General features: G+C 69.7%; 8 protein-coding genes, 1 tRNA gene and 1 pseudogene. 4 read left to right on the forward strand and 6 right to left on the reverse strand.

The window, feature by feature from the left end:
* Positions 1 to 19: 19 nt before the first annotated feature.
* On the reverse strand, positions 20 to 529 hold the full coding sequence (locus tag ACJMNC_RS02695; RefSeq protein ID WP_408946379.1) for a nuclear transport factor 2 family protein: 510 nt from the start codon (positions 527 to 529) through the stop codon (positions 20 to 22).
* Between the two features lie 129 nt (positions 530 to 658).
* Between ACJMNC_RS02695 and ACJMNC_RS02700 the strand changes: the two genes are divergently transcribed.
* Together ACJMNC_RS02700 and ACJMNC_RS02705 are read left to right on the forward strand one after the other, a co-directional pair.
* Entirely contained in the window at positions 659 to 2005 is a 1347-nt protein-coding gene (locus tag ACJMNC_RS02700) for an MFS transporter (RefSeq protein WP_408946380.1), read from the forward strand.
* A complete protein-coding gene (locus ACJMNC_RS02705; RefSeq protein WP_408946381.1) occupies positions 2002 to 3510 on the forward strand; it encodes a pyridoxal phosphate-dependent decarboxylase family protein in 1509 nt (502 codons plus the stop codon). Before ACJMNC_RS02700 ends, ACJMNC_RS02705 begins: the two co-directional genes overlap by 4 nt.
* 20 nt (positions 3511 to 3530) lie before the next feature.
* Here ACJMNC_RS02705 and ACJMNC_RS02710 read toward each other — a convergent pair whose 3' ends face one another.
* The 5 genes and pseudogenes from ACJMNC_RS02710 to ACJMNC_RS02730 all read right to left on the reverse strand — a co-directional run bounded on the left by ACJMNC_RS02710 (position 3531) and on the right by ACJMNC_RS02730 (position 11353).
* The gene (locus tag ACJMNC_RS02710) at positions 3531 to 4970 is read right to left on the reverse strand and encodes a wax ester/triacylglycerol synthase domain-containing protein (protein ID WP_408946382.1); all 1440 of its coding nucleotides are present in this window, start codon (positions 4968 to 4970) and stop codon (positions 3531 to 3533) included.
* Positions 4960 to 6341, reverse strand: a pseudogene (locus tag ACJMNC_RS02715) (HAD-IB family hydrolase). Before ACJMNC_RS02715 ends, ACJMNC_RS02710 begins: the two are co-directional and overlap by 11 nt.
* Positions 6338 to 8677, reverse strand: coding sequence for a glycerol-3-phosphate 1-O-acyltransferase (locus ACJMNC_RS02720; protein WP_408946383.1), 2340 nt, complete (start codon positions 8675 to 8677; stop codon positions 6338 to 6340). Before ACJMNC_RS02720 ends, ACJMNC_RS02715 begins: the two are co-directional and overlap by 4 nt.
* 147 nt (positions 8678 to 8824) lie before the next feature.
* Positions 8825 to 9964, reverse strand: a complete 1140-nt coding sequence (locus ACJMNC_RS02725; protein ID WP_408946384.1) for an acyl-CoA dehydrogenase family protein — start codon at positions 9962 to 9964, stop codon at positions 8825 to 8827.
* A gap of 174 nt (positions 9965 to 10138) precedes the next feature.
* Positions 10139 to 11353, reverse strand: coding sequence for an Ig-like domain-containing protein (locus tag ACJMNC_RS02730; protein ID WP_408946385.1), 1215 nt, complete (start codon positions 11351 to 11353; stop codon positions 10139 to 10141).
* Positions 11354 to 11658: 305 nt separating this feature from the next.
* Between ACJMNC_RS02730 and ACJMNC_RS02735 the strand changes: the two genes are divergently transcribed.
* Both ACJMNC_RS02735 and ACJMNC_RS02740 read left to right on the forward strand, forming a co-directional pair.
* Positions 11659 to 11922 (forward strand): GlsB/YeaQ/YmgE family stress response membrane protein, encoded by a 264-nt coding sequence (locus ACJMNC_RS02735; protein ID WP_408946386.1) that lies wholly within the window; start codon positions 11659 to 11661, stop codon positions 11920 to 11922.
* Between the two features lie 86 nt (positions 11923 to 12008).
* A tRNA-Lys gene (locus ACJMNC_RS02740) sits at positions 12009 to 12081 on the forward strand.
* Positions 12082 to 12129 lie beyond the last annotated feature (48 nt).

Genomic DNA, 12129 nt, shown 5'->3' on the forward strand with positions numbered 1-12129 from the left:
GCTGCCCCCGAGAACCGCATCACCGCCCGGGATCGGGAAACACGCCCTCGACGACGGTCTCGTCGTCGCCGAGCGGGCGGGTGTGCGACCAGCGCTGCACGAAGCGGCACACCGACATCCGCCAGTGCCCGTCGGCGCACAGCAGGTAGCGGTCGTCGTAGACACCGGTGGCCAGCGTTTCGGTGCGGGCCACCGTATTGAGCTGACGGAACTGCAGAGTCCAGCGGCCGGCCGCGCGGCCCGGGCCGAGCAGTTCGATCTCCGGCTGGCCGCCGTGGTGCAGGTCGAGCACCGCGAACCGCCCGTCCACCCGGGCACAGCCGAACCTGCGGAACACGTCCACCAGCCCGGCCGCGTCGTCGAAGACGCCGAGCGGTCCGTAGTCGATCTGCGCCCCGTCGGCGATGAAGCAGTCGGCGAAGGTCTCCGGGTCCTTGGCATCGCAGGCCCGCCAATAGCGGTGTTTGAGTGCGGTGATCTGCTCGATCGACTCGAGCGCGGCCAATCGGTCCTCGATGCTCGGTGCCATCCCCCGACCGTAATCACCACGCGCGGCCGATGGGGCGACTTCGGCGCAGCATGCGCCCAGCCCGCGCATTGCGGCGCAACCGGTGCGGCCCGGCGTTAAGGTGACGCCAGCGCCGGAGAGGAGACCACCGTGACCCAGGCTCTGCAAGCGCGCCTGCCCCGGGGCGTGCTGGCGGGCTATGCCGCCGGCAGCGTGGGCACCGGCGGCTTCGGGGTTCTGCCCGGCCTGGTCCTGGCCTACTACCTCACCGACACCCTCGGCGTCGGTGCGCTGCTCGCGGCAGTGGTGATGGTGATCCCGAAAGCCGTTGACGTGGTGATCAATCCGCTCATCGGCGCGCGCAGCGATCGCGCACTGGCCCGCGACGGGCGGCGCACCGGCCTGATGTGGCTCGGCTGCGGGGCCATCGTGCCGCTGTTCATCCTCACGTTCTGCGCCCCGGTGTCCGGCTCGCCGGCGGTCGGGGCCCTCTGGGTACTGATCCTGTTCTCACTCACCGCCGCCGCCTACGCCTGCTTCCAGGTGCCCTACATCGCGCTGCCCGCCGACCTGACCGCCGACTACGACGAGCGCACCCGGCTGATCTCGCTGCGCATCGCGGTCCTGGCACTGACGATCCTGGTGGTCGGCGCCGGGGCGCCGGCCATCCGCGACGGTTTCGGCGGCGGTGCGGTGGGCTACGCGGTGATGGCGGTGGTGGTGGCCGCCGTGATCGGTGCGGGAATGGCGGCTGCCATCACCTGGGCGGCCCGGCCCGCCGCTGACCGGAGCACCACCGGCCGCAGCTCCGGCGCGGCCGCCGAGCATCGCACCCGGGACGGCTTCGACGCGCTGCGCACCAACCGGCACTACCGCATCCTGCTGTCTGTCTATGTGATTCAGGCGCTGGCCTCGGCGGTCATGCTGGCCGGTGCGCAGTATCTGGCGACCTACGTCCTCGACGACTCCGGCGCCCTCACCCCGCTCTTCGTCGCCCTGGTGGCACCGGCCCTGCTGGTGATGCCGCTCTGGGTCCGGTTCGGCCGGCGATTCGGCAAACAGCGCGGCCTCGCCGCGGCGGGTGCGCTGTTCCTGGCCGCCTCGGCGGCGCTGGGCATCGCCATCACCGCACCGGGTCCGTGGGTGTTCGCGGCCGTCGCGGTCTGCGGCGTCGGCTACGCCGGTATGCAGACCTTCCCGCTGGCCATGCTGCCCGATGTGATCGACGAGCAGTCCGCGGCCACCGGGCGCGATCAGGGCGGGGCGCTGTCCGGGCTGTGGACTGCGGGCGAGACCCTCGGGCTGGCGCTCGGCCCCGGCCTGTATCTGCTGGTGCTGGCCGCGACCGGATTCGTCTCCTCCGACGCCGACGAGACCGCCGAGCAGTCCGGCACCGCCCTGGCCGGGATCGCCGGCGGCTTCTCCCTGCTGCCGGCCGCCCTGACTCTGCTGAGTCTGGTGATCCTGCACCGCTATCGAGAGGAACGTCCCCAGTGAATCCCGCCCGCAGCACCGACGAGGTGCTGGCGCGGCTGCGCCGGCTCCGGGCCACCGATGCGCCCACCCACGGCGGCCGCATCCTCAGTTACGTCTACGACTCCGGGCTCACCGAGATCGACGAGCTCGCCGCCGCGGCCGCCGCCCTGGTCCAGCCGGTCAACGGCCTGGATCCGACCGTGTTCGGCTCGGTCGCCGCGATGGAACGCGAGCTGATCGCCTTCTGCCGCACCGTCTTCCACGGCTCGGATGCGGTCGGCAGCATCACCTCGGGAGGTACTGAGAGCTGCCTGCTCGCGGTGCTCGCCGCCCGCGATCATGCCGCCGCCCCGCCGGGCACCGGCTCGGTGGTGCTGGCCTCGACCGCCCACGCCGCCTTCGACAAGGCCGCCCACCTGCTGGGCGTGCGGGCGGTGCGGGTGCCGGTGGATCCGGACACGACCCGGGTGCGCCCGGAGGATGTGGCCGCCGCCCTGGACGACGACACCTTCCTGGTGGTGGTCTCGGCGCCCAACTACCCCACCGGGGCGCTCGATCCGGTGGCGCAGGTCGCCGAGGTCGCGGCCGCCGCCGGTATCGCCCTGCACGTGGACGCCTGCCTGGGCGGCTTCGCGCTGCCGTGGTGGCCGGAGACGCTGCCGGCCTGGGACTTCCGGGTGCCCGGGGTCAGCAGTATCTCGGCGGACTTCCACAAGTACGGCTACGCCCCCAAGGGCGCATCGGTGATCCTGCACAGCAGCCGGGAGCGGCATCGGGCGGGATTCTTCGCCGACACCGACTGGCCGGGGTATCCGGTGGTCAATCCCACCCTGCTGGGCTCACGTTCGGCGGCCGGACTCGCCGGCGCCTGGGCCATCACCGAACACCTCGGCGACGACGGCTATCGCGCCCTCGTCGAACGCGTCGCCGCGGCGTCGGCGGCGGTCCGCCGCACTCTCGACGACATCGACGGGCTGCGGGTGCTCGGCGATCCGGCCGGGCCGGTGCTGGCGGTGATCGCCGATCCGGCGTCGTCGTCGCCGATCGATCCGCATCGCTGGTCGACGGCGGTGGCCGAGCACGGCTTCACCCTGCAGGTGCAGCCCGGCTACCGGCAGTCCGACGGCACCCTCCTGCCGCCGAGCACGCATCTCACGTTCACCCCGGTCACCGCGGCCGTCGTCGACGAGCTGGTGGCCGCGCTGCACGCCGGCGCGGAGGCCGCGCGCGGGCTGCCGCCGGCCGAGGCGCCCGAGGCGCTGCGCACCCTGGCCGAGGCCTTCGACTCGGGCGCGGTGACCGTCGCCGATGCACTGGCCCTGCCCTCGAAGGCGATCGAAGCGGCGCTGGTCGGGGCCGGAATCGACCCGCACACCGATCCGTCCGCCACCGCGGCCGCCCTGGACATGCCCGCGGTGATCGCCGCGATCGAGTCCCTCCCCCGGCCGGTCACCGCGAAGATGCTCACCGAGTTCCTGGCCGCGTACTCCACGCCGCCGCCGGATGCACGGACGACCGCCCGCTGAGCGACGTCGCCGGCACCTGCTCAGCGCAGTTCGGTCATCCGGGGCAGCGAATCGTCACCCGCCAGGTCGATCACCTCGTCGAAACCGGCGGTGATGCACTCGGCGAAGACATCGGGTTCGGTGATCGCGGCCGGATCGAGATTCAGTCCGAGGCAGGCGATGCCGTTGTGGGTGATCATGGTGGCCATCACCGCACAGCCGGGCAGCGGGCCGAACGGGAACATCCGCTCGACCTTGGCGCCGGCCACGAAGGTGTCCCACGGGATGCCCGGCACATTCGAGGCCTGCAGGTCGTTCATCGACGTCGCCCCGCTGAACTGGGTCAGCACCGGTCCGGGCAGCCAGGCGAGCAACGGTCCGGCGGTGTTGAAGACGTCGACGGCCGGCTCGGTGCGCGCGGCGCGCACCTGCTCCCGCACGGTCAGCACCCGCTCGAACGGGTCGTCGATCCCCACCGGACCGGCCAGCCGGCCCACCGCGATGCGGTTGCCGCCGGGGGTGTCGTCGTCCGAGCGCACCGAGATCGGTACGGCCACCGGGATCGCATCGACCATGGTGCCCATGCGCTCGTGATAGTGCCGGAAGCCGCCGATCAGTCCACCCAGGTAGACGTCGTTGATCGACGAGCGGGTGGCGGTGCTCGCCGCCTTCAGCGACGAGAACGGCACCTCGAAGGCCGCATAGCGCCGGCCGACGCTGCGTCCGGCCAGCAGCGGCGAACCCGGCGGGCTGATCAGCCCGGCCACCCGCGGCACCGACCGTCCGTAGCGCAGCACCTTCGACAGCGCCGACCGCGGCGAGGTGAGGGCCAGCGCGCCGTCGACCACCTTCCCGGCGATCACCGGGACCCGCCGCGCCTCCTGCTCGAGCTGGCGGCGCAGCACGTCGAGCCCGGACGGACCGTGCACGTCCGGTGCCGGCGGCTGCGGCTTGCCCGGGATGGGATCGCGGGTGGTCGAATGCAGCTGTGCGAGTCCCATGATCGCGCCGAGCCCGTCGGTGAGCGCGTGGTGCGCCTTGACGAAGTAGGCCGTCTTCCCGTCCGGCAGATCCTCGATCAGGTAGCCCTCCCACGGCGGGCGGGCGGGGTCGAGGGGTGTCATCCCGAGCTGCTCGCAGGTGCGCAGCAGCTCGGCCAGCGAATTGTCGCCGCCGAGACGGATCCGGCGCAGGTGGTAGTGCAGATCGAAGTCGGGATCGACCGCCCAGCTGGGGGTGCCCATCCGCAGCGGTGACTCCACCACGCGCTCGCGGAAGCGCGGCGCCATCCGGCTCGCCCAGTCGTGTGCGGCCACCAGCCGGTCCCAGTCGGGTGCGCAGTCGTAGATCTCGAGCATGCCCAGCGTCGACCGCAGGCGCCGATCGGCGTCACCGCGCCACATCACCGTGTCGACCGGGCTCATATGCGGATCGTCGGCCCAGTGCAGCGGCTTGTCTCCGCCCGCGGACTCACTGCTCATCGGCACTCTCCTGCCACTCGAAGACACTGCGGGTCCGGGTCATCCGCCCATCGTCGAAAGCCGTCACCGGCCAGTCGGTCAGGGCCTGCACGAACAGCTCGCGCACCTGCTCGGCATGCTCGCCCACCTGCTCGGGCGTCCACTCCGAGGTGTCCACCGGCGGCAGCACGCGCACCTCCACGGTGCCCGGATTGATCAGCTGCGCTCCCCGCCACATCACCTCGCCGGCATTGCGCAGCACCACCGGCACCACCGGGACGCCGGCCTGCATGGCGATGTGGAACGGCCCCTTCTTGAACGCGCCGATGCGCGGGGTGGCTGAGCGCGTCCCCTCCGGCGCGACGACCAGGGAGACGCCCTCGTCGCGGATCTTCTCCACCACCGGCTCGAGCTGTTCGATCGCCTTGCCCGCATCGGCGCGGTCGATGAAGACCACACCCCCGGCGTCGAGGATCTGCCCGAACACCGGCAGCTTGCTCACCTCCCGCTTCACCACCCCGGTCGCATTGCTGCGGATCAGGTGGATCATCACCGGCAGGTCGAGCTTGGACTGATGGTTGAAGACGAAGACGCACGGCCGCGCCGAGGTCAGGTACTCCCGGCCGGACAGCACGTCCACGTCCACTCCGGCGAGCGCGAATCCGACGTCGAGACCCTCACCGACGGCCTCCTGCATGGCCGCGACCCGGTCACCGGCGAACAGTCCGCGGGCCATGCCGACGGCCGCCCCACCCAGGAAGCTGCCGTAGAAGGCGCCGGTGCGCAGCACCTTCCCCACGGTGTTGTAGGACGGATTCCGCAGGTCCAGGATCGGCCAGTCGCGCTCCTCGGCGACCCCGCGCAGACCGCGCTGGGGTGAGACGGCCGCCGGGTTCCCGACCGCCTCCAGGAACGGCACGTCCTCGTTGCCGTCGCAGTAGGCGAACGAGGCCTGCAGATCGAGGTTCCACTCGCGGGCAAGCCGCCGGACCGCGGCCGCTTTGCCCGGTCCCCACAGCGGACGGCCCTTGACCCGTCCGGTGACGATCCCGTCGACCACCTCGACGTCGGTCGCCAGGGCCCGGTCGGCGCCGATCTCCTTGGCGATCGGCTCGATCTGGAAACGGGTCGCCGACGAGGCGACGACGATGCGGTGACCACGCGCCCGATGGGCCCGGATGAGTCCTGCTCGGAACTGCAGCCGCGCAGGCCGATCAGCAGCGCATCGCGCACCTCACCGGCGGTGAAGTCGAGGCTGAGCACCCGGGCCTTGAAGATGTCCGCGGCCGAGAAGCCCTCGATCAGCGTGCCGTCGTAGTCGAAGAACGCGCACACCGTGTCGCCGGCGGGCGCCGACCGGATCTGGGCGAGGCGTTCGGCGAGTGCGCTCACCGCTGCGCCTCCGCATCCCCGGTCACCGCGACGGTCTCGTCGCTGCCCGTCTCCCCGTGGGCGGCCGCATTGTGCGCGACCCGCGCGTCGGAGGCGGCCCGCTCGGCCTCGATCTCGGCGATCCGGGCCAGCCGCTCGCGCAGCTCTTCGACCTCGGCCAGCCAGTCGCGACGCGCGCGCACCAGTTCGTCGGCGTCGACATCGCCTGCCGCATGCCGGTTTTCGGCGAGCCGGTAGGCCCCGTCGTAGAGATCCTTCGACACCGAGTCCTTGCTGAGGATGACCCCCTGCAACGACAGCTGCCGGCCCAGTCCGAGACAGTCCATCAACACCGTGTCCTTATTCACTCGGGCGCTGCCGAGACTCGCGAGGTGACGCGCCACCACCAACTGCGCGTCGAGGAAGCTCTGCAGGGTCCGGCGCGCGAGCAGACTCCCCGCATGCGCGAAGAGCGTGTCGTACACCCATTCCCGGGTCGGCTCGACGGTGCGCCACTCCTGCGACATCAGGTCGAGCTCGGCGCCCAGGCGGTGCAGGAACTCCTGTTTGGCCGGGAAGAAGAACTCGAACTTGAGCAGATCGCGGATCCGCAGCGCCTCGTCCTGCGAGACGTGCAGCAGCGCATCGGGATCGCGGGTGCGCTCGGCCGCGTCCGGGCGCACCGTGCCGAAGGCCACCGCCAGCATGCACAGCTCGACGATGGCGCGGTCGACGAAGTGGTGGACCGCCCCGTTGCGGTAGTAGGCCGCCACCGCGTGGTTGTCGGGAGCCACCGACCAGACCTGTTCGGGTCCGCCGTCGAAGGTGTCGAGCACGCCTGCGCCGGTGAGCTCGCCGAGGGTGTTGAGCAGACCGATCCCGCGGCACAGCGACGGATCCGGCCCGGGCAGTCCGCGTTCGTCGATGTAGCGCAGCAGCGGCGCCAGGATCGCCTCGATCTCGGCGGCGGTGAACGCCCGGTCGGCGGCGCCGAGCAGTGCGAAACCGGCCAGCGAGGTCGCCGAAATCGGTGTGGCGGTGTTGATCTCGTCCATCACCTTGAACGCGACCTTCTCCAGCCGGGCCCGGCCGTCGCCGGAGCGCTGGAGTTCGGTGCGCAGCGAGAACGGTTCACCGAAGCGCACTCGCGCCTCGCCGCGGTGCACCCGCTGCCCGCGGGCGTATTTGACGAGCCACTTCAGGTCCTCCGGCCGTTTGGTGCCGCCGGCCGACTCCTGCGCCATCACCGCGATCTCGGGCAGCTGATCGTAGACGATCGACACCGGCACGATGGTGGCGTCGGCGTCGTCGAGTGCTTCGACGGCCTCGGCCACATAGGCCAGCAGTCCGAGCTTCGGCGGCCGCAGCTTGCCGGTGCGGCTGCGCCCGCCCTCGATGTACCACTCGAGGTTGAAGCGCTTCTCCACGATGAACGAGAGATACGAGCGCATGGCCAGCTTGTAGATCGGGTCGGAGCCGAACTGGCGCCGGATGAAGATGGTCCCGGCCCGCTGTGCGACCGGAGCCACCGGCCAGAACGCCAGGTTGTTGCCGCCGAGCACCAGGTTGGGCGGGAACTCGTACTCGTGCAGGACCCCGGAGAGCACCAGCGGATCCGCGTACGAGCGGTGCGAGGGCAGGAAGATCAGGGAGGTCGACGCGTTCTGTTCGCGCAGCCGCCCGAGCGTGTCCAGGTCGACCGACACCGTCCAGGCCCGCTTGTAGAGTCGGCCGAAGGCCGAGTCGAAGAGATCACGCATGAGGGCGCTCTGGGTGGCGACGAAGGTGCTCATCTTGCCGGTCGCCTCGGCCGCGACGTCGGCGGCCGGGCGGCCCAGGTCGGCGGCCAGGGCGGCGCAGGCGTTCCGGAATCGCGCCGACGAACTGATCTGCTCGGCGACCAGCCGTGGCACCTTGTAGCGATCGCCCACCAGCGCGCGTTCGGCGCGTTCGGCGGCGATGTGCGCCCGCATGCCGACGAATGCGGGGAACGACTCTCCGTCGGCCTGCCGCTCCCGGTACGGCTCGCGCATCTCGTCGATCGTGGCCGGGGCCCCGGCCACCACGGCGACCCGATCGGGGTGGCGGTTGCGGATCGCGGCCTGCCGGAACGCCGGCGGCCTCCGCGGATTGGACAGCAGCACCACGTCGACCAGACGGCCGCGCCGCTGCCCTTCACGTTCCGGCGGCAGCCAGACCACCCGGGCGGGAACCAGGACGGTGTCGCCGGGCAGGTCGTCGATACGGGCCTGTCCCAGGCTCTCGACCGCTGCGCCGGGATGGTGGGTGGCCGCCCAATCGGCCACGGCCTGCCGTTCGGTATCGGTCCGGGTCTCCGCCAGAACGATCGTGCCCAAGGTTCCACCTCCACTGTCGCTGCACCCACACTGCCCACCATTGTGACCTACGTCATGACGATCGCGGTGGAGGATCGTCGGGTGCGATGCACAACGGGCCGGGCACCTGAGGGTACCCGGCCCGTCGTCGTGGACGGTGTCAGCCGATCACAGCGACCGCGAGATGATGTCTTTCATGATTTCGTTGGTGCCGCCGAAGATCATCTGGACCCGGTTGTCGGCCCAGATACGGGCGATCGGGTACTCGTTCATGTAGCCGTAGCCGCCGAACAGCTGAAGACAGGTGTCCGCCACGCTCATGGCGCGGTCGGTGGTCCACCACTTGGCCATGGCGACGGTGGGGATGTCGAGTTCACCTCGCAGGTGCTTCTCGATGCAGTCGTCGAGGAAGACCCGGGCCACATGAGCCTCGGTGGCCACCTCGGCCAGCTTGAACTTGGTGTTCTGGAAGTCGAAGACGCGCCGGTTGAACGCCTCGCGCTCCTTGGTGTATTCGAGGGTCTTGGCCAGCGACACCTCCATCGAGGCGACGGCCGAGACGGCGATGATCAGGCGCTCCTGGGGCAGCTGGTTCATCAGCTGAATGAAGCCGGTGCCCTCCTTCTCGCCGAGCAGGTTGGACTGCGGCACCCGGACGCCGTCGAAGAAGAGCTCGGCGGTGTCCTGGCCCTTGAGGCCGACCTTGTCGAGCACGCGGCCGCGGCGGAAGCCCTCCCGCTCGGTCTCGACCAGCACCAGCGAGATGCCCTTGGCGCCCTCGCTGGGGTCGGTCTTGACGACCACGATCACCAGGTCGCACTCGGCGCCGTTGGTAATGAAGGTCTTGGAGCCGTCGATGACGTAGTCGTCGCCGTCCTTGATGGCCTTGGTCTTGACCGCCTGCAGGTCCGAGCCGGTGCCCGGCTCGGTCATCGCGATGGCGCCGACGACCTCACCGCTGGCCATCTTGGGCAGCCACTTCTTCTTCTGCTCCTCGGAACCGTAGGCGAGGATGTAGTGCGCGATGATCCCGTTGTGCAGGCTCTGGCCCCAGCCGGAGTCGACGACGCGCGCCTGCTCCTCGATGAGTACGGCCTCGTGGGCGAAGGTGCCGCCACCGCCGCCGTACTCCTCCGGGACGGACATGCACAGCAGTCCCAGTTCACCGGCCTTGCGCCACAGCTCGCGGTCGACGTGCTTCTGTGCGTTGTAGCGCTCGATGTTCGGAGCGAGTTCTTTCTCGCAGAACGCCCGCGCCATCTCGCGCAGCGCCGAAAGGTCGTCGGTCTCCCAGGAGGGACGTGCCATGGTTCAGCCACCTAAGTGTCGAAGGGGTTGTTCTCTCTCGCGGGCGATAGTAACACTGGCCGATGGCATCGTTGACAACCCCGACCGAGCGATCGATCACGTCCACTGAGACAAGAATAACCGGTCCCGTCGGGACCGGTTATCCTCAGCCCGGCCGAAGCCGGAACAGGCAGGTCAGGCGTTGCCCTTGGACCAGGTGGACCACGGCACGTTCCAGTCGCCGAGACCGTCGGAGCCCGAGAGCGTGCCGGCGACGGTGTTCTTCACCGTGACCGGGTCGCCGCGCAGCGTGTTGCGCACCACCCAGAGGGCGTCGTCGGGACTCAGGTTGAGGCAGCCGTGGCTGGTGTTGGTGTTGCCCTGCGCCCACACCGACCACGGAGCCGAGTGCAGGTAGATGCCGCTGTAGGACATCTGCGTCGCGAAGTCGACCGGGGTGCGGTAGCCGTCGGCCGAGCCGACCGGGACGCCGTAGGTGGACGAGTCCATGATGATGTGGTCGAGACGGTCGCCGATGATGTAGATGCCGTTGTCGGTGGGGGTGTCGGACTTGCCCATCGAGGTCGGCATGGTCCTGATCACCTTGCCGTTCTTCTTGACGGTGACCATTTTGGTGTTGTCGTCGGCGAAGAGCTCCATGTCCCGGCCGATGGTGAAGTTCGACGAGACGTTCTCCTGGCCGAACATGCCGTCGCCGAGGTTGATGCCGTAGGTGTTCACCTCCACCTTCACCTTGGTGCCCGGCTTCCAGAAGTGCTCGGGGCGCCAGCGCACCTCGTTGTCGCTGATCCAGTAGAACGCGCCGTCGACCTGCGGGTCGGTGGTGATCTTGATGGCGTCCTGCGCGGCCTTGCGGTCCGGGATGGCCTCGTCGAAGCGCACGCCGACGGTCTGCGCGATGCCGACCGTCTCGCCCTTGCCCGGCGTGATGTAGGCGGCGGTGAGGTTGTTGGGGGCCTGCGTGGTGAAGCGCTGGACGGTCTCGGTCTTGCCTCCGACGCCGAGCGCCTCGGCCTTGACCGTGTAGGTCCGGTCGTAGCCGAACGCCTCGTCGCTGGTCCAGGTGGAACCGTCGTCGCTGAGCGTGCCCTTGACCGGCGAGCCGTTGGCCTTGGCGATGTTGACGTCGGCGATCGCGCCCTCGGTGGCCTTGACCACCAGCGGCTGGCCCGGCTGCACGCCCACAGCGTCCTGCTGCAGCGGCTTGCCGTCGCCGCCGAGCACGGTGATCGCCGGCTTGATCATGTCGGAGAACTCACCGGCGGCGTGCACCTGATCGTCGTAGCCGCCGGGGCTGCACGCACTCAGTGCCACCGTCGCGGCGGCCATCGTGACCAGCAGCGCACTCGTGCGTGCGACCGCGCGACGACGCGAGAAACGAACCTTCATCTCACTCCACATTTCTGACCTGCCCGACACCGGTGATCCTCGTCCGTGCACCGTTGTTGCCCCCACAAAAACGGACCGGACTTCGGTTACGTCATTGTACGCAATCGCGGGACGATCGCGCACACGAGGAGGCTCACACTCGAATGACACGAGGAGGGCTGAATCACATCCATGCGATTAGCCCGCCGCCAGTCTACGCGTCCCCTTCCCCGAGCGGGCTGATCATGGTCCACTGGTACCCGACGACCGCGTGCCGGGTACCACTGCCCGGCGCGCCGTACCGCAACCGCTGGAAGGAGCCCCTCATGCTCTCACTCGGATTCTTCGCCTGGATCGTCATCGGCGGCCTCGCCGGCTGGCTGGGCAGCAAGATCATGGGCACCGACGAACAGCAGGGCCTGCTGATGAACATCGTGGTCGGCGTGATCGGCGGTCTGATCGGCGGCATGATCCTGGGCCTGGTCTTCGACGTGGAGTCCGCCGGCTGGTTCTTCAGCTTCCTCACCTGCCTGCTCGGCTCGGTGATCCTGCTCTGGGTGGTCAAGAAGCTCACGGGCAGCAAGTCCTGACCACCGCTCCCCCGGCCTGCGCTGGTTGACCAGGCGATTTCTCAGTTCGGCCGATGGCCTGTTACTGTTTCTTCTCGCAAGGCCAAGCGCCATTAGCTCAATTGGCAGAGCAGCTGACTCTTAATCAGCGGGTTCGGGGTTCGAGTCCCTGATGGCGCACAGAGACGAAGTCCCGCACCGGTAGAACACCGGTGCGGGACTTTTCTG

It is taken from the genome of Gordonia sp. VNK21 (assembly GCF_046098115.1).
Classification (GTDB): domain Bacteria; phylum Actinomycetota; class Actinomycetes; order Mycobacteriales; family Mycobacteriaceae; genus Gordonia.